Annotated in this window: 22 protein-coding genes, 3 tRNA genes and 1 pseudogene; 9 read left to right on the top strand and 17 right to left on the bottom strand. The window is 34.8% G+C overall.

The features are described 5' to 3' along the window. From X929_RS09595 to X929_RS09560, 8 genes and pseudogenes are all read left to right on the top strand, one after another. Positions 1 to 527, top strand: a pseudogene (locus X929_RS09595) (IS1634 family transposase); the annotation flags it as partial. 457 nt (positions 528 to 984) lie between these two features. After that, positions 985 to 2,322, top strand: a complete 1,338-nt coding sequence (locus X929_RS09590) for an MATE family efflux transporter (protein ID WP_103067777.1) — start codon at positions 985 to 987, stop codon at positions 2,320 to 2,322. Between the two features lie 30 nt (positions 2,323 to 2,352). Further along, a complete protein-coding gene (locus X929_RS09585; protein WP_103067776.1) occupies positions 2,353 to 3,279 on the top strand; it encodes an ABC transporter ATP-binding protein in 927 nt (308 codons plus the stop codon). 10 nt (positions 3,280 to 3,289) lie between these two features. Continuing rightward, a complete protein-coding gene (locus X929_RS09580) occupies positions 3,290 to 4,432 on the top strand; it encodes an ABC transporter permease (RefSeq protein WP_103067775.1) in 1,143 nt (380 codons plus the stop codon). Beyond that, positions 4,422 to 5,483, top strand: coding sequence for an ABC transporter permease (locus X929_RS09575; protein ID WP_103067774.1), 1,062 nt, complete (start codon positions 4,422 to 4,424; stop codon positions 5,481 to 5,483). The genes X929_RS09580 and X929_RS09575 overlap by 11 nt, the downstream gene beginning before the upstream one ends. A 138-nt stretch (positions 5,484 to 5,621) precedes the next feature. Further along, positions 5,622 to 5,697, top strand: a tRNA-Lys gene (locus X929_RS09570). A 17-nt stretch (positions 5,698 to 5,714) separates the two neighbouring features. Then, positions 5,715 to 5,802, top strand: a tRNA-Leu gene (locus tag X929_RS09565). Positions 5,803 to 5,813: 11 nt separating this feature from the next. Continuing rightward, positions 5,814 to 5,888: transfer RNA gene (locus X929_RS09560), tRNA-Gly, on the top strand. 52 nt (positions 5,889 to 5,940) lie between these two features. Here the strand turns inward: X929_RS09560 and pruA are convergent. From pruA to X929_RS09475, 17 genes are all read right to left on the bottom strand, one after another. Next, positions 5,941 to 7,572, bottom strand: coding sequence for an L-glutamate gamma-semialdehyde dehydrogenase (gene pruA / locus X929_RS09555; protein WP_211286767.1), 1,632 nt, complete (start codon positions 7,570 to 7,572; stop codon positions 5,941 to 5,943). Positions 7,573 to 7,595: 23 nt separating this feature from the next. After that, positions 7,596 to 8,741 (bottom strand): NAD(P)/FAD-dependent oxidoreductase, encoded by a 1,146-nt coding sequence (locus X929_RS09550; RefSeq protein WP_103067773.1) that lies wholly within the window; start codon positions 8,739 to 8,741, stop codon positions 7,596 to 7,598. 28 nt (positions 8,742 to 8,769) lie between these two features. Then, positions 8,770 to 9,057 (bottom strand): (2Fe-2S)-binding protein, encoded by a 288-nt coding sequence (locus X929_RS09545; protein WP_103067772.1) that lies wholly within the window; start codon positions 9,055 to 9,057, stop codon positions 8,770 to 8,772. A gap of 4 nt (positions 9,058 to 9,061) precedes the next feature. Then, positions 9,062 to 10,693, bottom strand: coding sequence for an FAD-dependent oxidoreductase (locus X929_RS09540; RefSeq protein WP_103067771.1), 1,632 nt, complete (start codon positions 10,691 to 10,693; stop codon positions 9,062 to 9,064). Then, positions 10,686 to 10,994 (bottom strand): (2Fe-2S)-binding protein, encoded by a 309-nt coding sequence (locus X929_RS09535; protein WP_103067770.1) that lies wholly within the window; start codon positions 10,992 to 10,994, stop codon positions 10,686 to 10,688. The genes X929_RS09540 and X929_RS09535 overlap by 8 nt, the downstream gene beginning before the upstream one ends. 279 nt (positions 10,995 to 11,273) lie before the next feature. Next, positions 11,274 to 11,906, bottom strand: coding sequence for a hypothetical protein (locus tag X929_RS09530; RefSeq protein WP_103065172.1), 633 nt, complete (start codon positions 11,904 to 11,906; stop codon positions 11,274 to 11,276). A gap of 125 nt (positions 11,907 to 12,031) precedes the next feature. Further along, positions 12,032 to 12,766: an ABC transporter ATP-binding protein gene (locus X929_RS09525; protein WP_103067769.1), complete on the bottom strand. Its 735-nt coding sequence runs from the start codon at positions 12,764 to 12,766 to the stop codon at positions 12,032 to 12,034. After that, entirely contained in the window at positions 12,763 to 13,560 is a 798-nt protein-coding gene (locus tag X929_RS09520) for an ABC transporter ATP-binding protein (protein ID WP_012208119.1), read from the bottom strand. The genes X929_RS09525 and X929_RS09520 overlap by 4 nt, the downstream gene beginning before the upstream one ends. Before the next feature lie 27 nt (positions 13,561 to 13,587). Next, complete coding sequence (locus X929_RS09515; RefSeq protein ID WP_012208118.1) at positions 13,588 to 14,661, bottom strand: branched-chain amino acid ABC transporter permease; 1,074 nt, start codon at positions 14,659 to 14,661, stop codon at positions 13,588 to 13,590. A gap of 2 nt (positions 14,662 to 14,663) precedes the next feature. Further along, the gene (locus tag X929_RS09510) at positions 14,664 to 15,578 is read right to left on the bottom strand and encodes a branched-chain amino acid ABC transporter permease (protein WP_012208117.1); all 915 of its coding nucleotides are present in this window, start codon (positions 15,576 to 15,578) and stop codon (positions 14,664 to 14,666) included. Between the two features lie 74 nt (positions 15,579 to 15,652). Further along, complete coding sequence (locus tag X929_RS09505) at positions 15,653 to 16,783, bottom strand: ABC transporter substrate-binding protein (RefSeq protein ID WP_012208116.1); 1,131 nt, start codon at positions 16,781 to 16,783, stop codon at positions 15,653 to 15,655. Positions 16,784 to 17,192: 409 nt separating this feature from the next. Further along, a complete protein-coding gene (locus tag X929_RS09500; RefSeq protein WP_012208113.1) occupies positions 17,193 to 17,591 on the bottom strand; it encodes a secondary thiamine-phosphate synthase enzyme YjbQ in 399 nt (132 codons plus the stop codon). A gap of 20 nt (positions 17,592 to 17,611) precedes the next feature. Beyond that, the gene (locus tag X929_RS09495; protein WP_012208112.1) at positions 17,612 to 17,878 is read right to left on the bottom strand and encodes a hypothetical protein; all 267 of its coding nucleotides are present in this window, start codon (positions 17,876 to 17,878) and stop codon (positions 17,612 to 17,614) included. A 6-nt stretch (positions 17,879 to 17,884) separates the two neighbouring features. Then, positions 17,885 to 18,706: a septum site-determining protein MinD gene (gene minD, locus X929_RS09490; RefSeq protein ID WP_012208111.1), complete on the bottom strand. Its 822-nt coding sequence runs from the start codon at positions 18,704 to 18,706 to the stop codon at positions 17,885 to 17,887. Positions 18,707 to 18,856: 150 nt separating this feature from the next. Next, the gene (locus X929_RS09485) at positions 18,857 to 19,039 is read right to left on the bottom strand and encodes a ferredoxin (RefSeq protein WP_012208110.1); all 183 of its coding nucleotides are present in this window, start codon (positions 19,037 to 19,039) and stop codon (positions 18,857 to 18,859) included. A 130-nt stretch (positions 19,040 to 19,169) separates the two neighbouring features. Beyond that, on the bottom strand, positions 19,170 to 20,102 hold the full coding sequence (locus X929_RS09480; protein WP_012208109.1) for a D-2-hydroxyacid dehydrogenase: 933 nt from the start codon (positions 20,100 to 20,102) through the stop codon (positions 19,170 to 19,172). Positions 20,103 to 20,108: 6 nt separating this feature from the next. Beyond that, positions 20,109 to 21,257 (bottom strand): pyridoxal-phosphate-dependent aminotransferase family protein, encoded by a 1,149-nt coding sequence (locus X929_RS09475; protein WP_103067768.1) that lies wholly within the window; start codon positions 21,255 to 21,257, stop codon positions 20,109 to 20,111. A gap of 238 nt (positions 21,258 to 21,495) precedes the next feature. On the opposite strand from X929_RS09475, the gene X929_RS09470 reads away from it, so the two are divergent. Further along, a complete protein-coding gene (locus X929_RS09470) occupies positions 21,496 to 21,786 on the top strand; it encodes a L7Ae/L30e/S12e/Gadd45 family ribosomal protein (protein ID WP_281255438.1) in 291 nt (96 codons plus the stop codon). Positions 21,787 to 21,794 lie beyond the last annotated feature (8 nt).

The raw sequence follows: 21,794 nt of genomic DNA, 5'->3' as shown, positions 1-21,794 counted from the left end.
ACGGAGTAGAATATACACTTGATATACAAAAGATAGAAAAAAGCGGAAAATAAGACGGATACTATGGAATAATAACCAACACACAGTTGAATCCAAAACAGATATTAGAGCAATACCATACCTTGTGGAAAGTGGAAGAAAGCTTCAGAACACTAAAGAACTATCTTGAAACAAGACCAATATTTCATTGGACACAGAAAAGGATAAAGGGACACATTGTGATGAGTTTTGTATCTTACATAATGCAAAGAACGCTTGAATTAGAACTAGAAAGGAACAATATAGAATACTCACACGAAAAGATAAGAGAAGCGATTAAAAACATGGAATACATAGATATTAAAACCAACGAGCAACATTTTGCCATTAGAACCAATATGAATCTTTTAGCTCAGAAGATATTGAAGATACTTAATATACCAATACCAAAAGTGGTAACCCCGCATGAGGAATTTGTAGAGAAACTAAAACTACAGAACGAAAATAAGGAAATTAAAGGATTAGAAAAGAGCAAAGTGAAAGCATAAGACCAAAACACCGATAAATAAAGGAAAAGAAAGGCATGTAGTGACACTTTTGGAAAACAGAGAAAGCAAAAAACGCTTTTTTTCAATTATTCATGCCTGTTTTAGAATTCTTACGTTTTTGTAACTGTCAAACTCAGGGGAAGTTCTGGAACTCTTTAAAAATGGTATCCATGCTATTTCTACCAGTGCTAAAGATTTGTGGTAAAAAGATTATTTAAAAGTATATAATAAAGAGGTTATATGTTAAGTCTGCTCTGGGATAATTCTTTTTGAGCAGACTTATTTCTTTCTAGTATTTGATATTGTCCAATTTTACTCTAGTAAATGCACTTTTTTTCTTCCGAGTGATTCTTAACAATTATTTTCATATTTTTTAGAAAAATAACCATGATTATTGTGGTAAAATTCTTTATATTCATATATTTTTTATTTTGTAAAATGCATTTTAGGAGGTTCTATGGAGATCTACAAAAGAATAATAAGAATAGCTTTCCCGATAGCCCTTCAGCAAGTTATCTTTACAAGTGTTAATTTTGTTGATACCTTAATGATTGGCCTTTTGGGAGAGGTTGCCATAGCTTCAGTCGGACTTTCAAATCAGTTTTTCTTTTTATACAACTTAATATTGTTTGGATTAGTCTCTGGAGGAGGTATTTTCTTTGCACAGTATTGGGGGAAAAAAGATGAGGATGGTTTATCTCGTTCTGTTGCGTTAACTATCTTGTCCTCCCTTCTCTTCTCTATTCCATTCTTTTTGTTGAGCTATTTTACTCCAGAATTAGTTTTGAGATTTTTTAGCCCAGATATTGAGGTTATTAAAGCTGGAGTCCCTTATTTAAAGGTAATTGCTTTTAGTTACCCCTTATTTGCAATTACAATGGTTTTTTCTTTTATGCTCAGAAGCATAGGAAAAGCTCATTTACCTTTGATAATAACTATTATAGAATTATCTACAAACATCTTGCTAAATTATTTGCTAATCTTTGGTAAGTTGGGTTTTCCTGTTTTAGGTATAAAAGGTGCTGCAATAGGGACTTTGATTGCTAGGGCAATAGGATGTACTGCAACAGTTTTTATAGTTTACGTTGGAAAGCTCCCAGGGAGAGCATATTTTAAACATGTTGCAGAATTGAATTCAAAATTTATGAAAAACTTCTTTCATTACGCTTTACCTACTTTGGCAAATGAATTCGCATGGTCATTAGGATTTACTATGTATACCGTTGTTTATGCTCATATGGGAACAAGTGTAATAGCTGCTCAAAGAGTCATGTCAACTATTGAGGGGTTTGCAGTTTCAGTTACTTTTTCTATAGCTAACGCTGCATCTGTAATTATTGGAAATATATTGGGAGTATCTAACTTTGAAGAAGCGTTTGAAACTTCAAAAAAAGCGTTAAAATTGGCGGAGTTAATAAGTGTAATAGCAGCTATTGTAGGGATAGTAACTACATTTTTAGTAGTTGATATATTCGATGTTTCAGAAGAAGTTAAAAATATGGTAAAAGTCACAATAGTTATTTCAATGGGTTTCCTACCGGTAAAAATCTTCAACGGTATGAACGTTGTCGGATTTTTAAGGGCTGGGGGAGACACAAGATTCTCTTTTTTGGTTGAAGCGTCTACTTTGTGGTTTATAGGTGTCCCTCTAGCTGCGGTTGGAGGATTGTTATTAGATTTAAGTTTTCCCACAGTCTACTTTTTAACAATGATGGAAGAGATCATAAAATCAATAATTCTTTTTTTCAGATATAGAAGTAAAAAATGGCTTAGAAACGTTTTAGAAGAGGCTTAGGTTATAAACCTTACAGGGGGGATGTTTGTGATGGAGAGTATTATTGAAGTGAAGAATTTGAAGAAGTATTATAAGAGTGTAAGGGCAGTTGACGGGGTTTCTTTTGATGTAAAAAAAGGTGAGATCGTTGCTATTTTAGGGCCAAACGGTGCTGGAAAAACAACAACACTTGAAATAATCGAAGGATTGAGAAAAAAAGACTCGGGAGAAATTTACTATTTTGGGAAAAAGATAGAAAACGTAGATTCTAATATTAAAGAAAGAATAGGCATTCAATTACAAGATACTAATTTTTTCCCAAATTTAAAGGTTTTGGAAACCCTTAAGGCATTCTCAGGATTATACAAGAACAGTCTTGATGTAAACATGATTATGAACGATTTTAATCTTGAAGAAAAAAAGAATAGTAAGGTATCGAAACTTTCAGGCGGACAATTACAAAGATTAGCGTTAGCAACAGCAGTAATTAATGATCCTGTGTTGTTGTTTCTTGATGAGCCAACTACAGGGTTAGATCCCCAAGCGAGAAGAAGTACATGGGAAAAAATATCGGACTTAAGAAATTTAGGCAAGACCATAATACTAACTACCCATTATATGGAAGAAGCTGAATTTTTGGCTGATAGAATCTATATTTTTGATCAAGGTCGGGTAATAGCCCATGGAACACTTAAAGAGCTAATACATTCGTTGAAAATGGACTCCATAATCACCTTTGAAATTAACTCTAATGGGAACTTTGATGAGATAAAAGAAGAACTTTTCAAAGATTCAAATTTTCAAGTCACCATAAAAGAAAATTTTTATACCATAGAAACAAAAGATGTAGAGAATACTCTTGTAAGAATATTTGAGGAAGCAAAAATAAAGAAATTTGATATATCGAATATTGTTATTAGAAAGCCTAACTTAGAGGACGTTTTTCTCCATTTAACCGGAAAAAGCTTAAGGGATTAGGTGAGATAATATGAAAAAAATTATAAATCTCACAAAAACATTTTTTCTTAATTCTTCAAGAGAATTTGCTGTTCCTTTTTGGACTATAATATTTCCCACGTTATTTTTTATTTTATTCGTGAGTATCTTTGAAAATATTGGCACTTCAGAAAATTTAGATTTGAAGGTTGGAATATATTACGAAGAGCCTTTGCAGGGAGTAATAAAAACTACATTCGATGATGTCTTTTCTCCGTCTGAATCAAATCATATCCCTTTTCAAGTAGAGGAGTATGATTCTTTCGAAAAAGGACTTCAGAACTTAAAAAATTCCGAGATAAATGTTTTTGTAGTGTTCCCTGAAAACTTTAATTTGCTGAATCTGAAATTTTTGATCGAAACCATTGAGGTTCCTGATATAAAAGTTTATTATACCAACGATAGTGCTTCTATGTATGCAAAAGACATTTTTGAAATTTTTTTGGATGAAATGAATATAATGATGTACACAAGAGGGGAAGAAGTAAAATTAACGGTTAATGAAGAGATTATAGGTATAAAACAATCAGAACCGTATAGATACAGAGATTTTCTATTTCCTGCCATTATTTTGATGTCTGTTTTGACTGTAGCTGTATTTAATATGCCTATTTATTTTTCGTATTACGTTGAAAAAGGTGTTTTTAAAAGGCTAAACTCTACTCCTATAAAAGGGAACGAATACTTTTTTAGCTTTTTACTTTCACATCTCATCCTACTGTTGCTTTCTTTGATCGTTTTATACGTTGAGGCTTACCTTTTTGATGTTAATCCGGATATATATAAACCAGAGTTTATAGCCTACAGTGGTTTTTCAATCCTCGTGATACTGAGTGTCGGCCTTCTTCTTTCTTCTTTGTATAAGAATATGGGATCCGCCGAAGCAATTTCTCAGGTTATTTATCAAGCGACCATTTTTTTAAGTGGATTTTATTTTGAGGTGACTAATACACCTTGGTTTATAAGATGGTACGTTTATTTTAACCCTGTTACTTATTTATTAGATGGGATGAGGAAGTTGATGACGGGTAATGTTCTTGTCCCTGTTAATATAATTGTGCCTGTTATCTGGATGGTGGCATCTATCTTAATCTTTTCAATGAGTTATAAGGGGATGGTTTACCATGAAAAATAAACGCATGTTTTCTTTAGTGAGTATATTTTATAAAGAAACCTTTAGAAACGGTTTTGAAGTGTTCTTTACTCTGCTTCTACCTGTTCTAATACTGTTGCTTTTCGGGATTGTTTTTGGTTTAGAGATTGACCAAAGTGTTGAATATAAATTGGGAATCGCCGGTAATTTTGAAGAGGGGATTGTAGAAGATCTTCCTTATCAAGTTTTATTTTTTGAAGACAAAAACTCTTTAAGTCAAGCTTTAGAAAGCGATCAAATCGATATGGGAATAATTATGGTTGAGAATAATCAAATAACTTTTGTTCAAACAGAAGCAGATATAAATAATCGGAGCAATATATTTTTAAAGTTAAAATTGCAAAGTTTGTTGAAAAAGAATTTTGTAGGGATGAATGAAGGTTATATAAACGTGGAATTTGTTGAAACCACCATAGGAGAAAGTCAAGAAAATACTTTGGATTTTATTTTAACCGGGGTTATAGGATTATCGCTTTTATCAGGCGGAATGTTTTCAATGATAAACGTATTTGGAAGGTATCGAAAACTAGGCACGATTAAAAGACTTAAAGCCTCACCAATGAAACCGATAGAATTCACTTTATCTGCATCATTCACTAAGCTTTTTTTGAATCTCATATCCATGTTTATTATAGTTTTTTTAGGTAAAACAATATTTGACTTGAGTTTAACATTCAACTGGGGACTGCTTGTTATAGTGTTTTTTACTTCATCTATAGGAATGATGGGATTTGGGATATTGCTTTTATTGTTGTTCAAAGAACCTTCCGTAACAATAGAAATTGCGTCTATTCTTTATGTCGCAATGACTTTCTTTTCGGGTGTATATTTTCCTGTTGAATTTTTACCTTCATCTGTTAGATGGATAAGTAATATTTTACCTGTTAAATATGTGGTAGATTTAATAAGGTACACAGGAAATATCAAACAAATTAGCTTAAACGCCTTTGTAATAATTAATTTGGTTTTGTTTGTAGGAGGGCTTTTCCTCTTGTTTGTTTCGTCTGAGGTTTTTTTGAAAGAAGAGAAGTAATTGAACTAAAGTAAAAAAACAATGAATATTAAACTCAATTTTACTTGTTGTTTTAACTTTAGACTTGACAAAAGTGTTGTGAACAGTTATAATATTCAACGGTTGCAAAAAAGAATTTTATATATGTAACTACTAAGTGACCCGCTAGCTCAGCTGGTAGAGCATTTGACTTTTAATCAAAGGGTCCTGGGTTCGAATCCCAGGCGGGTCACCATTTTTTTATAGTTATTAGCGCGAGTGGCGGAACTGGCAGACGCGCAGGACTTAGAATCCTGTGGATTAATAATCCGTGTGGGTTCAAGTCCCACCTCGCGCACCAACTTAAACATTGCGGATATAGCTCAGCGGTAGAGCACTTGCTTGCCAAGCAAGGGGCCGTGGGTTCGAATCCCATTATCCGCTCCAATAAAAAAGTCCCCTGGTGGGGACATTTTCATTATTTGCCGTTAGGTTGTCTTTATTCTTCGTTCATGAATGGATATTTGAAATTTTTTGGTGGGGCAAAATTTTCTTTAATTGCTCTGGCGGAAACCCATTTTAAAAGGTTTATAACACTTCCAGCTTTGTCGTTTGTTCCCGAAGCCCTTGCACCACCAAACGGTTGTTGAGCGACTACTGCACCTGTAGGCTTATCGTTGATGTAAAAGTTTCCTGCAGCGTTTACGAGAACTTCTTCTGCTTTTTTGATAGCCTTTCTATCTTGAGCGAAGATCGCGCCAGTCAAACCAAAAGGTGAAGTTTCATCGCATAATTTCAATACATTGTCGAATTCTTTTGCATCGTAAACGTAGATGCTTAAAACAGGTCCGAATATTTCTTCTTCCATAGTTTTAAACTTTGGATTAGTAGTTAATATTACCGTAGGTTCAATAAAATATCCAATAGAATCATCGCACTTCCCACCATAGATTATTTCTGCTTCATTACTTTCCTTTGCAAAATCTATATAACTTTTTATCTTATCAAAAGCCTCTTTGTCAATTACGGCATTCATGAAGTTAGTGAAATTTTCTGGAGAACCGATTTTAATTTCTTTCAAATTTTCTATCAAATTTTCTTTTACCTTAGGCCAGATGTTGTCAGGTATATAAGCTCTTGAGACAGCAGAGCATTTTTGACCTTGATATTCAAAGGCTCCCCTAATTAAAGCTGTTACTAGTGATTCTATTTCACTACTTTCGTGTGCAATTACAAAGTCTTTTCCGCCTGTTTCTCCAACTATTCTTGGGTAAGTTTTGTAATTTCTTATGTTCTTCCCAATCGTTTCCCACATATTTTCAAAGGTTGGAGCTGAACCAGTAAAATGTAATCCTGTAAAATTAGGGTCTTTAAAAACTATACTTCCAATTTTGGACCCTGGACCAGGTATGAAGTTTATCACTCCGTCGGGTAATCCGGCTTCTTGCAGCAATTTCATAAAGAAATATGCCGAATATACAGCCGAAGATGCTGGTTTCCACAAAACCGTATTTCCCATGATAGCAGGTGCAGTGGGTAGGTTTCCTGCTATGGAAGTAAAATTAAATGGAGTAACAGCGAAAACAAAGCCTTCTAAAGGTCTATACTCTAATCTGTTCCAAATACCTTTTGTAGATTTTGGTTGATCCATGTATATTTTTGTTGCATAGTATGAGTTGAATCTCAAAAAGTCTATCAATTCACAAGCTGAATCTATTTCTGCTTGAAATACATTTTTGCTTTGACCAAGCATGGTAGCTGCATTTAATGTTGATCTCCAACTTGTGGATAATAGTTCAGCCGCTTTTTTGAAAATGGATTGTCTATCAACCCATGAAAATTTATCCCATACTTTCTTTGCCTCTAAGGAACTTTTTATTGCCATCGTTATTTCTTTCTCACCAGCTTTGTGATATTCTGCCAATACATGGTTATGATCGTGGGGCATAACAGATTTTCCAAGATCACCGGTTCTTACTTCTTTCCCACCTATTATAAGAGGTATTTCGATTTTTTCGTTTTTTAGTTTGGAAAGTTTTTCCTTCAATTCTTTTTTTTCTTTACTTCCCGGTTCATAGTTTAAAATTGGCTCATTTTCAGGCATTTCGTAAATTGGTATTGAGTTGTTCAAAGTTGATTCCTCCTTTTTAAGTTTTATACAACAGAGGGCTCTTCAATGATTTCTCCTCTGTTGAATCTTTCTAAATCTAAAATGACATCGTATGTTAATTTATCACCTGTAACTATATCTGCCATTAGAATTCCAACAGCTGGTGCAAGCATAAAACCATGCCCACTGAATCCACATGCGACATAGAGACCTTCTACCTGATTAATTTGTGATACTATTGGTTGTCTATCTGGCGAAATGTTGTATAAACCCGCCCATTGCCTAATGATGCGGATATTTTTAAGAGGAGGTAATAACCACGTTGCTTTTTTTGACATAGTTTCAAGGAATTTCCATGAACTTTCCATATTGTAACTATGTGGTTCGTTCTCCGGCCCGTAACCCATAATGAAGCTTCCAACCGGCTCTTGCTGACAGTAAATATTGTAAGAGAATGACATTAGCATTGGATCTAGTATACTTTTAACAGATTCTGTTACCAATATTTCGTGTCTTTCAGAGTAAATAGGTAGATCTATTTTAGCCATTTTAGTTATATTCTGTGTCCAGCCTCCTGCAGCTACAACTACCTTTTTACATTCTATGAAACCTTTATTTGTTTGTACCCCTAGTAATGCATCGTTTTTAGTTTTTATATCTTTGACTTCGGTAAATTTATTTATTTCCACACCTAATCTTTGTGCAGCTTCAGCATAACCCAAAGTCACTTGGAAAGGGTTGGCATGCCCGTCTTTAGCACAGTAGGCAGCTCCGACCAATTTTTCTATGTTTAAGTTGGGAACGATTTCTTTTGCTTCTTTAGGCGTCAATAGAACAGAAGGTATATTTAAACTGTGTTGAACTTCGATATTTTTTTTAAATTGTTCTAATTCTTTATCAGAGTATGCTAGTAATAAGTAACCTTTTTGCTTTAATTCTATGTCTCTTTTTATTTGAAGGATATCTGCAAAGTTCTCAAAAATATTCATACTTTCGCTTGCCAAAAGGCAGTTTTGTTTGGTGCCCCATTGTTGCCTAACTCCCGCGCCGCATCTACCAGTTGCTCCGCTTGAAAGATAGGATTTTTCAAGTAATACTACATCTTTAACTCCTTTTTTGGCAAGGTTATAGGCGATGGAACAGCCTACGACTCCTCCGCCTATTACTACAACATTGGCCTTATTTTTCATATTTTTCACCTGCTAATTATATTAGGGTTTATTTATCATTTTCCGTTATGGTTCCTTTTGTTACTTCTTCAAAGGTTATTCCTCCATAGGGAGGCCTGATGTTTTGCAATTCTATCTCTTCCATCGGTTTGCCTGTCATCTGTGAAATTTCTTTTGCAATCAACAAGCCACAAGTTTTACCTTGACAAGGTCCCATACCGCTTCTTGTTACCCTCTTTATTTCTTCAACGGTGGTGAAACCTTCTCTTATGGCGTTCCTTATTTCTTTCAAGGTTACATCTTCACATCTACAAATTATTACTTTGTTTTCATCCATGACTTCATTCCTCCACTTTAAAATTCCTGGCTTGTAAATAGTATCTCTTTGGAATTTCTATACTCACTGCGGCTGTTTTGTCTTGAAATTTTCCATCCAATATTCTTATTACTTTGCCATCACATAAGTATTTTCCCTCTCTATCAAATACCTTTACAATTTCTCCTTTATGGGGTCTTGGAAGAAATTCGTAAGGCATAATAACAACCGAAGTTGTTTCACTGAAATTCTTATGAACTACAAACATTGCCAGTCCTGGACATTTGCTAACACATATGCCACATCCGGTGCATTTTTCAAAGTCAACGTAGGGAATGTTGTTGATGTTACCATTTTCAGATATGGCGTTGAAAGGGCAGCTTTTTACGCAGGGGTCGCAAGGGAATCTTTGAAAGCACTCTGATATGGCTATAGGTCCTTTGTCAAAGACCTTTTCTTCTGATGGTAACTTGTTTTTTAAGTTTTCTTCCGAAGGTACCCCAGTTTTCATCAAGTGAGAGATATCGAGTGCTTCTTCTGAAAAATTTTCGTTATAATTTTTCCCGTGATTCAAACCTAATTTAGATAAACCTTTCCTAATTTTCTTGCCTACAGGTCCAGATCTTAGCAATTCTAATTCATTTTTACCTTCTTCTATTCTTTTTTCAATTTCTTTTTTGTTGTTTTTTCCGATTCTTTTGGCAACGGATAAACCGGCTATTTGACCTTCGATCATTGCTGCTGTTGCTTCTTCTATCCCTGAAACATCCCCTGCAACAAATAAATTTTTAATTGAGGTTTCCATATTTTCGTCTCTTAAGGGGACGTAGCCGCCCAGTTCTGAGACATAAGTGGTTTTTACTTTCCTTTGTTTTAAGAGGTCAACCAATGGGGTTAATCCAACAGATAGACAGATTGCATCACATTTGATCAGTTGTTCTGTATCTTTTACTTCATTCCAATCGTTGTCGAGTTCACATATTACCGCTCCTTCAACTTTTTCTTTTCCGATAGCTTTTTTTATGGTATGAGACGTTAAAATCGGTACGCCCAACCTTCTGAGTTTTGATGCATGAACAGAGTATCCACCTATTTTTGGCGCTGCTTCAACTATTGCAGCTACTTTTACACCAGCTTGTAATAATTGGTAAGAAACTATCAACCCAATATTTCCCGAACCAATCATTAAGACATTTGTTGCTGGCATGACGCCATAAACATTCATCAAAGTCTGAACTGCCCCAGCACCAAAAATGCCAGGAAGGTCGTTATTCTCAAAAGCTAAAAATTTTTCGGATGCCCCCGTTGCAAAAATAATACTTTGAGGATAATACTTTTTCATTTTATGATCGTTTAATATAGTTACAACGTTATCCTCATAGATTCCCAAGACTCGAGAAGATAATAACACTTCTATGTTTTTATTTTTGTTAACTTCGTCGATCAACTTTCTCAGTATATCTATTCCCCTTGTGCCTGCGTATTCTTTTTCTGAACCGAAAAATCTATGGGTTTGTTTTATTAGTTGTCCCCCTAAAAATTCTCTTTCTTCTGCTAAAGATACTTTAATTCCGTAATTAGCAGCAGCAAGTGCAGCTGAAAGTCCTGCAGGACCTCCACCTACAACCAATAATTCAAGGTTTTCAATTTTACTCATTTATCTCAACTCCGATATTTTGGGATTCCACTTTCATTCCATCTTTTAGAGGAGTTATGCACGTTCTTACGTTTGGGACTCCATCAACTGTCATCAAGCAGGAGGAACAATGTCCAATAGCGCAGAAAATTCCTCTTGGTCTGTGTAATTTCTTACTTTCACTGAATTTAAAAACACCATTTGCGTACAATGCTGCCCCAATGGTTTCTCCTTCGTAACCTATCAATTCTTTACCATTGTAATAGAACTTTATTTGCTTTCCTCTATTGAAACTTAGTATGGGATGATTTTGTATTCTCATTTTTTCTCCTTCTTAAATAAATTATATACTCCTTTCTTTAGTGCTCCTTCGTCCCGCTGTCCACAACACAAGTATTATGTTCCTACTATTAATTGAATCACAATTCTCGTTTTTTAAAAAAGGTGATTATAGACGATTATGAAAAAAATTTCATGATTATAGACGATTAAAGCCAAATATTGAAGTTTTTTTCAATTTTTGAAAAATATTATAAAGTTAATTATTTCTTTGTATAAAAAAAGAGGCCTTTAGGCCTCTTTTCATCGTTTTTACTTTGAATTAGTCGTTGTAATAGGGACAATCTTGATATCTTTGTTGATTGAATCTTTGGTAGTTTTGGTATCTTTGAAAATCTTGGTAGTCTTGATAATTCTTGTACTGTTGATATCTTTTGAAATCTTGGTAATCTTGGTAGTCTCTATATCTTTGATAATCTTGGTTTTGTTGGAAATCTTCTTGGTATCTTTCTTCGAAATTTTGAGATCGAACATTTTCCATATATCTCTGCATATTCACTGTTCTATCTTGATATTTGATCTCTAAAGGTACAAAGTTTTTGATGTCGTTTATTACTACCTTGTATCCTGTTAGTTCAATACTTTCACCGGCTTTTACATCATCCAAAAAATTCTTGGGCACTCTTACTGAGTAGATTTCAGAGTCTACTTCAACACTCAAGGTTAGAAATACATCGTTATCCACTATGGTTTTGACAGTTCCTGTAATGGTTACTGGTGAAACATCTTGAAAGAATATTCTTTCTTGCAATCTTTCTTGATCCTGAACCATTTGGTTGAGAGGATCCTGATTTTGTACCTGGGACATTGGAGCCCCACCAGCTGGTCCTACTTGTGCAAATAACGATCCGACTAAAAGAATACCTATAAAGAAAGACAGAAAAACTTTTTTCATACCAACACCTCCACTAAGTAATGTTTTTTATTTTTGATACATCAGAATAATAAAACAATATGCTTAATGTTCACTTAATGGAAGCTTAGAAGAAGCTTAAGAAAGTGTGATGTGGTTTCAAAGTTTTAAACCGTCACTCCTAGATAAGTTTTCCTAACTTCATCGTTTTCTAAGAGATCTTTTGCAGGTCCTTCGAGAACAATTTTGCCGGTTTCTAAGACATAACCATAATGAGCGATTTTTAGCGCACCAACGGCGTTTTGTTCTACTAACAATATGGTTACTCCCTCTTCACATATTTTTTCAATAGTTTCTAAAACTTCTTTGACCAGTATCGGAGCTAACCCAAGAGAAGGTTCGTCGAGCATCAGAACCTTTGGCCTTGACATTAACCCTCTTGCAACGGCTAACATTTGTTGTTCTCCCCCAGATAGTGTGCCTCCAAGTTGCTTAAGCCTCTCCTTTAATCGTGGGAAGAGTGTGAGTACCCAATCGAAATCTTCGCTTATCTTTTCAGAGTCTTTGCGAGAATACGAACCCAAACGGAGGTTTTCTAAAACCGTTAGATTGGGGAATATACGTCTGCCTTCAGGGACTAGAACTACGCCCTTTTCTACAATCTTATGTGTTTCTATGCTTGTAATATCAGTATTATCTAAAAGCACCGTTCCACTGCTCTTTTTAACGACATTCATTATCCCATTCAAGGTTGTAGTTTTTCCCGCTCCATTTGATCCAATCAACGTTGTGATTTCATTCTTTTTGATTTCCATATCGATTCCTTTTACTGCATGGATACCACCATAGTGAACGTTCATATCAGATATTTTAAGAATTATGTTTGAATTTTCACTGTTCATATTGCCAACTCCTCACCTAAATAGGCTTTTATTACCAAAGGATCTTTTTGAATCTCCTGTGGACTTCCTTCAGCGATTTTTCTTCCATAATCCAATACATAAATACGCTCACAAATTCCCATGATAACTTTCATGTCATGCTCTATAATGAGAATAGATAGCTCAAACTCCTGTCTTATATGTTTTATAAATTCCATCAATTCGCTCGTTTCATGAGGGTTCATTCCTGCTGCTGGTTCGTCTAACAGAAGTAGGTTTGCTCCGGTGGCAAGTGCTCTTGCGATTTCTAACTTTCTTTGTAATCCATATGGAAGAGAGTTTGCCTTGTCATTAGCGTAAACAGACAATCCGACTTCTTCTAGAAGATCCCAGGCTTCGTTTTGCATCTCTTTTTCCACTTTTAAAACGTCAGGAGTTTTTAAAACACTTTTAAAAAGCCAAATCCAACTTTTCAATTTCAAATGCTGAGAGACTAAAACATTTTCTAGAACTGTCATATCTTTAAACAATCGAATATTTTGAAAAGTTCTAGCAATTCCCAACTGAGTTATTTCATGAGGTTTTTTAGAATTTATTTTTTGTTTCTTAAATAAAATTTTTCCAGTATCTGGAGTGTATATACCAGTGATCAAATTGAAAAGAGTGGTTTTCCCTGCCCCATTGGGACCTATTAGACCAAGTAATTCGCCATTTTTCAAATAGCCATTGAAGTTATTAACTGCCATTAAACCTCCAAATCTTTTGGTTACATTCTCAAATTCTAAGATATATTCGTTATCGTATTGGTTAGTCATTGGAAGCCTCCTTGAAAATTTTCTAATTCATTCATCATCTCTCAATCTATTTTTATTTCTTACTTTCATTATCAGTTTATAGATGCCATCCCATGTTATTTCATTTCTTCCCATTATGCCTCTTCTCCAAAATAGCATTGTAATTATGAGAATGAGAGATAAAACCACCATTCTCATTCCCGGGATACCTGGTATGTAGATAGGACCAATCGATATGGGTTCTTCTAGAACTCTAAGGAACTCTAATCCTACTGTATAAAGTGAAGCTCCGATTATGGCTCCGCTAATACTCCCAAGTCCACCGATGACCACCATTATCAATATTTCAAAGGTTTTTTGAAACATGAAAGATTTTGGATCTATAGTAGTGATTAAGTGAGCCCATAATGCTCCACCAACTCCTGCAAAAAAAGAACCAATTACAAAAGTGACTACTTGATGAGAAAAAACATTAATTCCCATAGATTTAGCAGCAATTGGATCTTCTCTTATTGCCTTCAAAGCTCTTCCATAACTACTTTTTATTAAGCTGGAAATGAAGACTACGGTAATTAAAGCAAATCCCCAAGTCCACCATAGGTTAGAATATTGTGGGATGCTTTTTAAACCCAAAGCCCCATTTGTGATAGACCAGGTATTATTTGCAACGATTCTAACCACCTCACCTAAACCAAGGGTTGCGATGGCTAAATAATCACCAATTAGTCGAAGAGATGGGGCAGCAACTAAGTAACCAAACGCAGCAGCTACCAGTCCAGCTATTATAATTGCTGGTAGGAAAGGGATTTGGATAACATTTAAGGGGTATATTAAAGGTTTTATCAGAAAACTTATTTCTTTTTGAGCAGGAGAAAGTGTTAAAATGGACGATACATATGCCCCAATTGCGATGAATCCAACATGCCCCAACGAAAAGATACCTGTAATACCGTTAATAAAGGTTAAACTTACGGCGAATATTATATTAATTGCCATTAAATTCAATATCAAAATTAAATAATCACTAGCTTTGTTATTAGCTGTCAACAGTAATAGAAAGATTGCCAATATAAAAAGAATTGTCAAAAAGAATTTAGTCTTAAAAGATAGCGTTTTTTCCATATTCACACCTTCTCCCCTATTTCCACACCGAGAAGCCCGTTTGGTTTTACTAAAAGAATAACTATCAAAATAATATAAGCAATAGCGTCTCTATATCCTGCCAAAGCGGGTAAGAATGCGACTATCATTATTTCGGCAACCCCTAAAATAAAACCTCCAAGCATAGCTCCTGGAATACTTCCAATTCCTCCGACAACTGCAGCTATAAATGCCTTTAAACCGGGGATCATGCCGGTATAAGGATAGATTTGAGGGTATTTCATAGCCCAAAGAATACCTCCCACAGCTGCTAAGGCGGACCCCAACATAAATGTTTGAGAAATAGTTCTGTCGGTGTTTATGCCCATTAATTTTGCTGCAGTAACATCTTTAGAAACTGCCCTCATCGCCATGCCGGCTTTTGTTCTATAAACTATCCAAACCAATACAAAAAGTGCAAGAATAGAAACACCTATAATAATGAAGGTTAATAAAGGTATCCTTACATCTCCAAAAGTTAGTACTTGTGCAAATTGTGTTGGGTAAACTCCTAATTGGGGATTGAATGATTTTGCTCTTCCACCAAAGACAACTATTGCGAAGTTTTGTAGGAAGAACGATACACCAATAGCTGTGATTAATGCTGAGATCTTGGGGGCATTAGCCTTTCTTAATGGTCTGTAAGCAACTCGTTCGATTGTAGCACCTAGTAGAGTCGTTAAAACAATCGCAAAAATAAAAGCTGCCCACCATGGAAATAAAAAGAGAGTAACTGCATAAAAAGCAAAATACATGCTAAAAGTAAAAATGTCACCATGAGCAAAATTTATTAAATTGAGTATCCCATAAACCATAGTATAACCTATGGCAATAAGTGCGTATATGCTGCCAAGAGAGATGGCATTTGCTAGATGTTGAAAGAACATTTGGATAGTCAATTATGAGCCCCCTTTCTGGATCCAAGAAAGTATAGCCATCTCATTTTGTGAGATGGCTTTAATATAGTTAAATATTACATCCTGGGTTTTATAACGGTACGGAAAACAAATTGTCCGTTTTCAACCATGTTTATTACCGCTGGTTTTATAGGGTTTCCAGAGCCTTGAGGATACGTAATTGTACCGGCGACACCCGGAAAGTCTCTAGTTTGAGCTAAAGCGTCTCTAATTTTTACAGGATCTGTGGACTGTGCAGACTCAATAGCGTTAACTATTACCATGTAAGCATCATACGCCAAAGCTCCAAATGCGTCGGCTCTTCTGTTGTATTCCTCTTGATAGGCCTCTACAAAAGGTTTAGTAGCAGGGGATAATTCTGCATCCTCATGAAAGTAAGTTGTATAAGAAAGGCCTTCTACGTATTCTCCACCAATTTGTATTAATTCTGGTGCGTCGGCACCATCTCCAGCAAACATGGGTCCTGTGAAACCTAAATCTCTAGCTTGCTTGGAAATTAAGGCTATTTCAGCGTAGTACCCTGGCATAAAAATAGCATCTGGATTTTTTGAAAGGGCGTCGGTAAGTTGAGCGGTGAAATCTTGGTCACCAGTAGTATAAAATTCAGTAAAATACGTTCCTCCAAACTGTTCAAAAGCTTTTTCAAAATAATTAGCAAGTCCCACAACGTAATCTTGTGCTACATCTACCATTATGGCGACGTTTTGAGCTCCAAGTTCTTCCCAGGCAAATGTTGCAAGTAGAGCACCTTGCAAGGTATCCTCAAAACAGGTCCTGAATACATACTTTTTGTTTTGGGCAACTAAAGGGTTAGTGGCGGTGTTGACCACCATTGGTATTTGCCTTTCTTCCGCTATTGAAGCTGCAGCTAATGCTGCCGAACTTGTTGCAGGACCAATAACTGCAACTACCTTTTCGTGATCTATCAACCTTCTTATTGCGTTAGCTGATTCTGCTTTGTCAGATTTGTTATCGACAGCTACAACTTCCACTTTGATTTCTTTACCCCCGATGTTAACTGTTGGTTTCAACTTGTTGGCTAACATTACACCGTCTCTTGACATTTGACCATACCCAGAAACAGGTCCTGTTAGTTCGAAGTTCATACCAATTTTGATGACTTCTTGACCAAAGAGTGTGAAAGTCATAATAACTACCAAAAACACCAAAACAACGGTTTTTCTCATGTTTTTCCCCTCCTCATATAATATGTGTGGATGTTATTTTGCTTAATAAAGTGTAGAAAAAATTTTCATAGTCTTTATCTTATGTGAACAGAATTTCATAAGAATATATTAATAATCTAACAGAAAAGAAATCAAATAGTAATTTTCTTAATTATACAACAAATAAAATTATAATGCAACTTTTTTTGCAGTCTTGTGCAAAAAGCTTTATTCATAATGCTTTAGAAATACCTTCCAAATTCTCATTTGCGAAGCAAATGATGTCCTGACTTGTGCAAAAGGTTTTTTCAAAATGTCTTAGAATTCACTTCCATATTCTCATTTGCTATGCAAATGATGCATATAAAAAAATTGACCGGAATATTTCTGGTCAATTTTTGTTGTAATAAAAGATTATTAACTTTAAACTTTAACCTTCGATGATTTTTACTATAAAATTTCTGTTTCTTGGACCATCGAACTCACAGAAATAAATTCCTTGCCATGTTCCCAATAAAAGCTTTCCATTTTCAATAATTAAAGACAATGTTGGTCCAACGAGCGTTGATTTTATATGCGAGTCAGCATTGCCTTCAAGATGGGAATATTCCGTACTTTTAGGGATTTTATTTCTTAGAAAATCTGTGATGTCTTTTCTTACAGATGGATCTGCATTTTCGTTGATTGTTACGGCGGCAGTTGTATGGGGGACATATACTATCAAAATGCCTTCTTCTATTTTTGAATTTTCGACACTCTGTTGAATATAGCTGGTTATGTCGATCATTTCTTCTCTATTATGGGTTTTTAAAGAGTAGGTATATATCATAATCCTCAACTCCTTATTTATTACTGGTAAAATATATTAGCAACAATAGTGATAGAGTTGCCCTCTTTGGAGACATGTACTTTGACATCTTCTTTTTTTACTGACAGATGTTTAACAGCATAATCTTTAATATAGTTTATTACGAAATCCAAATCTTCTTGTTTGACATTTTCAAATCTAATTTGGCTCTTTCCTCCATTTTTTCGGTCTGAGGTACTTAAGAAAGAATTCATTCTTTTTATTGCGGTTTCCCGAGTTTTAGTCTTTTTACTTTTGAAAGGCCACATTTACTTTCACCCTCTTCTGAATATTCTTTTGATGAATTCTATAAATCCTTGAGGGGCGTGGTCGACATCTATCAAATCTTTTTCTAAAGGTATATCTTTTCCTAAGATTCTATCGCTTATATTATTGAAAACAGAATAAAGTTTAGCTTCTTGGTTTGTCGATATTGGAGTTCCTTCGTTGGAAGAAAGTAAAATTTCCTCACTATCAGGTATTATTCCGATTAAATTCAATGCTAGAGCTTCTTTAATATCATCAGCGGAAAGCATTTCGTTTCTTTTAACAAGTCTCAATTTTAATCGATTCACAATTAATGATATGCGATCGTCGGTATAACCTTGATTTTCAAGCAACCCTATGACTCTATCTGCGTCGCTTATGGCAGTCAGGTCTGGTGTAGTAACAACGATAGCGTGTTGTGCAGATGAAACAGCGTTTTGGAATCCTCTTTCTATTCCTGCTGGGGAATCTATAATAATGTAATGAAAATGTTTAGAGAGTTTAGAAACTATATCGCTCATATCTTGAGGGGACATTAAATCTTTGTTGGCAATCTGAGAAGAAGCCAGTAGAGAGAGATTTTTTAACTGTTTGTGTTTTACGAGTGCTTCCATAACAGTTTTGTTACCACTTACAACATCCATTATAGTGTAAACTATTCTGTTTTCCAACCCCAAAATCAAATCCAGATTTTTCAATCCAATATCTGCATCTATAAGGCAAACATTGTAACCTTTTTTTGCTAAGGTGGCCCCTAAATTAGCTGTGATGGTAGTTTTACCAACTCCCCCTTTTCCAGAGGTAATAACAAACACCTTTGCATTTTCCATCTCTACCCCTCCACTAGAAAACTTTGCCCATTTTTTATAAATTAAAAAAGTTAAGATATTCTAAGGGCTAAACAGATTATACTACAAATTGATTAAAAATAAAAAAATCGGGGAAAAATCCCCGATTAATTTAAAAACTATTTTTGTTACTTATTCTTCGATGCTTATAGCCTCAGTTGGGCAAGCATCTATAGCATCTTGCACGCATGGGGCGTCACTTTGTTCATCAATAACTTCGGCTTTTCCATCATCGGCCATTTGGAATACGTCTGGGCATAGACTTTCACATATAGCGTCTCCTATACAAGCTTCTTTGTCAATAACTATCTTCATAGCTACACCTCCAAATAGTTTTTAAAATCTTTGCTATCTGTTACATATGCTAATTATAGCCATCTGATTATACCATAAATCTACTCAATTAAATTTAAAAATTGATTTAAGAAAATATAACTTCATTTCGTCAGTTAAGTTTCTTAACTTCTTCTACCACTCTGTCTACTATATTTATTCCCACTCGTTCTTGCGCTTCTTTTGTAGAAGCACCTATATGTGGTGTTAAGACAACATTTGGTAAAGCAAAAAGTTCCTTGTAAAAATCACCTTTTGGAGGTTCTTCTTCGAAAACATCCAATCCTACTCCAAGGAGCTTGCCATTTTTCAAATATTTAAGCACATAATTCTCGTCGAGGACGCCTCCCCTTGCAGCATTAATTATTACAGCACCATCTTTCATCATTTTGATTTGGGGTTCACTTATAAAGTGATAAGTTTTTTCGTTTTTTGGAATATGTAAAGAAATAATATCAGAATTTTGGAGTAACTCCTCCAAAGATACCTGTCTAACGTTATAATTCTTTTGCTCTTCTGCACTTATTTCAAAAACATCATACACCAGAGTATTGGTCTGAAAACCTTTTAGTAATTGTGCCAAATTTTTTCCTACATAACCAAAGCCGATGATACCAAAGGTTTTTTGTGACAACTCAAATCCTTCTAGTTGTTTTTTTTCCCATTGTTCATTTTTTAAACCGATCGTCCCTCTTGTAATGTGCCGATAAATATCTAAAACCATTCCTATAACCAATTCTGCAACGGATAAAGAATTCTGGCCCGGCGTATTTAAGACGGTTATTCCTTTCAATTTAGCAGTATCGACATCTATATTATCTAATCCCATGCCCGCTCTTGCTACAATCTTTAATTTATCTGCGTGTTCTAATATTTCTTTTGTTACCTTAGTTGCACTTCTTACAATTAATACGTCAATTTCTTTAATTTTATCTTTGAGGACATCTTTTTCGAGGTGTTCCGAAGTAATTTCAAGATCAGGTAATTCGTTTTGTAATTTTTTTAAGGCATTTTCATCCAAAGGGTCATTTATATGAATTTTCATAGTAATTTAAACCCCCTCTTTCATGAAAACTTCTTCGGCAGCTTTTACCCCTTTGCCAAGTTCAACTTCGAAGCCGAATTTGTTAAAAGCCATTTCTAAAGCACTTACAGCAATGATGACATCAAATTTTGACATGTAACCAAGGTGGGCAATTCTTATTATTTTTCCTTTTAATTGCGATTGTCCGCCTGCAAAGGTAACACCCCATTCATCTCTCAAAAATTTAACTATACCTTCACCATTAACATTATGAGGTACCTTTATTGCTGTTAATACATTTCCAGGTCTTTCTGCGAAAAGTTCTAAGTTCATAGCTTTAATAGCAGCCCTTGTTGCTTCTGCTAGGATTCTGTGCCTTTCCCAAACGTTTTCAATTGTTTCCTCTTTTAGCGACTCGGTTGCCTTTGCTAACTGATAAACAAGGTTAACAGGAGGAGTATATGGAGAATCCGGAAAACTTTTTTTATATGCTCTTAAATCAAAGTAATATCTACGGTTGTTAGAATTTTCTACAACTTTCATTGCTTTGTCACTTAACGCTATCATTGCTATTCCTGGAGGCATCATAAATCCCTTTTGAACTCCAGTTACTACAACATCAATGTTCCACTCATCCATTTTTAAAGGTTCAGCCAGCATTCCAGAAATAGCATCAACAACTAAAACTGCATTGGTTTCTTTTACAATCTCGGCTATTTCTTTGATAGGATGTACAACACCTGTAGAGGTTTCGCTTATGGTGGTGAAAACAGCTTTTGTTTCTGGATGCTCTTCTAGTTCTTTTTTTATTTGTTCTACTCGAACATATTTTCCCCATTCGATATCGATTTCAACTAAATTTGCATCGTAAGCTTTACACAATTCGCACCATCTTTCCCCAAATTTACCTCCATTTACAGCAATAGCCGTATCACCTGGTGAAATAAGGTTGGCAACTGCAGCTTCCATTACTCCTGTTCCAGAAGCAGCTAAGGTGTATACATTATTCTTTGTTTGAAAGAGATATTTAAGATTTTCTAGGGCTGTGCTTTGAATTTCTAAATATTGTGGGGTTCTATGATGGATGGTATCCTTTGCACCTTCCAATAAAAGATCAATTGGAACAGGGGTTGGTCCTGGAGCCATGAGATAGTTCTTTCTTACTAACTTTGTCACAAGTATCCCTCCTCTAAAAATTGTGAAAGTTTTCTTATTTTTATTTTACCATACTTTTTAAAGTACAAATACGGATATTTTTTATCCTTTTTATTTTGTGTTTTCTTAAAATGTAATGAAAAAATATTTTGAATGACAGCAATAAAATGTTATAATAAAAAAGAAATCAAGGAATCACGAAAAAGGGGATTTTGAATAAAGCATGGGGAATGGGAATTCCTTAAATGAACAAAAGATTTTGAGTTATATGGGTTTTGCTGCTAAAGCGAAGAAGATTGTTTATGGTAAGCAAGGATTGAGGAATTATATACGCTCATTTCAAAAAAAGAAATTAATACTTATTCCAAAGGATGTTGGTTCAAGAGTGAAACTAGACGTAATAAAACATTGTCAAATTTTCGATGTACCTTATATAGAATTATATTGCTCAAAGTCAACATTAGCTAAGGCTCTTGGTAAACAAAATATAAGTGTCATAGGAATTACAGATGAAAATATCGTCGAAGGGATATTGAAAATGTTCCAATAGTGGAGGTG

This window comes from Petrotoga olearia DSM 13574, assembly GCF_002895525.1.
In the GTDB taxonomy this organism is placed as follows: Bacteria; Thermotogota; Thermotogae; order Petrotogales; family Petrotogaceae; genus Petrotoga; species Petrotoga olearia.
This window is presented reverse-complemented; position numbering and strand designations above follow the sequence as displayed.

What these genes read in the sequence shown, in the direction of transcription:
- X929_RS09590 (WP_103067777.1), top strand. Translation starts at nt 985, where the DNA reads ATGGAGATCTACAAAAGAATAATAAGAATAGCTTTCCCGATAGCCCTT.
- X929_RS09585 (WP_103067776.1), top strand. Translation starts at nt 2,353, where the DNA reads ATGGAGAGTATTATTGAAGTGAAGAATTTGAAGAAGTATTATAAGAGT.
- X929_RS09580 (WP_103067775.1), top strand. Translation starts at nt 3,290, where the DNA reads ATGAAAAAAATTATAAATCTCACAAAAACATTTTTTCTTAATTCTTCA.
- X929_RS09575 (WP_103067774.1), top strand. Translation starts at nt 4,422, where the DNA reads ATGAAAAATAAACGCATGTTTTCTTTAGTGAGTATATTTTATAAAGAA.
- X929_RS09550 (WP_103067773.1), bottom strand. Translation starts at nt 8,741, where the DNA reads ATGAAAAATAAGGCCAATGTTGTAGTAATAGGCGGAGGAGTCGTAGGC.
- X929_RS09545 (WP_103067772.1), bottom strand. Translation starts at nt 9,057, where the DNA reads ATGGATGAAAACAAAGTAATAATTTGTAGATGTGAAGATGTAACCTTG.
- X929_RS09540 (WP_103067771.1), bottom strand. Translation starts at nt 10,693, where the DNA reads ATGAGTAAAATTGAAAACCTTGAATTATTGGTTGTAGGTGGAGGTCCT.
- X929_RS09535 (WP_103067770.1), bottom strand. Translation starts at nt 10,994, where the DNA reads ATGAGAATACAAAATCATCCCATACTAAGTTTCAATAGAGGAAAGCAA.
- X929_RS09530 (WP_103065172.1), bottom strand. Translation starts at nt 11,906, where the DNA reads ATGAAAAAAGTTTTTCTGTCTTTCTTTATAGGTATTCTTTTAGTCGGA.
- X929_RS09525 (WP_103067769.1), bottom strand. Translation starts at nt 12,766, where the DNA reads ATGAACAGTGAAAATTCAAACATAATTCTTAAAATATCTGATATGAAC.
- X929_RS09520 (WP_012208119.1), bottom strand. Translation starts at nt 13,560, where the DNA reads ATGACTAACCAATACGATAACGAATATATCTTAGAATTTGAGAATGTA.
- X929_RS09515 (WP_012208118.1), bottom strand. Translation starts at nt 14,661, where the DNA reads ATGGAAAAAACGCTATCTTTTAAGACTAAATTCTTTTTGACAATTCTT.
- X929_RS09505 (WP_012208116.1), bottom strand. Translation starts at nt 16,783, where the DNA reads ATGAGAAAAACCGTTGTTTTGGTGTTTTTGGTAGTTATTATGACTTTC.
- X929_RS09500 (WP_012208113.1), bottom strand. Translation starts at nt 17,591, where the DNA reads ATGATATATACCTACTCTTTAAAAACCCATAATAGAGAAGAAATGATC.
- X929_RS09495 (WP_012208112.1), bottom strand. Translation starts at nt 17,878, where the DNA reads ATGTGGCCTTTCAAAAGTAAAAAGACTAAAACTCGGGAAACCGCAATA.
- minD (WP_012208111.1), bottom strand. Translation starts at nt 18,706, where the DNA reads ATGGAAAATGCAAAGGTGTTTGTTATTACCTCTGGAAAAGGGGGAGTT.
- X929_RS09485 (WP_012208110.1), bottom strand. Translation starts at nt 19,039, where the DNA reads ATGAAGATAGTTATTGACAAAGAAGCTTGTATAGGAGACGCTATATGT.
- X929_RS09480 (WP_012208109.1), bottom strand. Translation starts at nt 20,102, where the DNA reads ATGAAAATTCATATAAATGACCCTTTGGATGAAAATGCCTTAAAAAAA.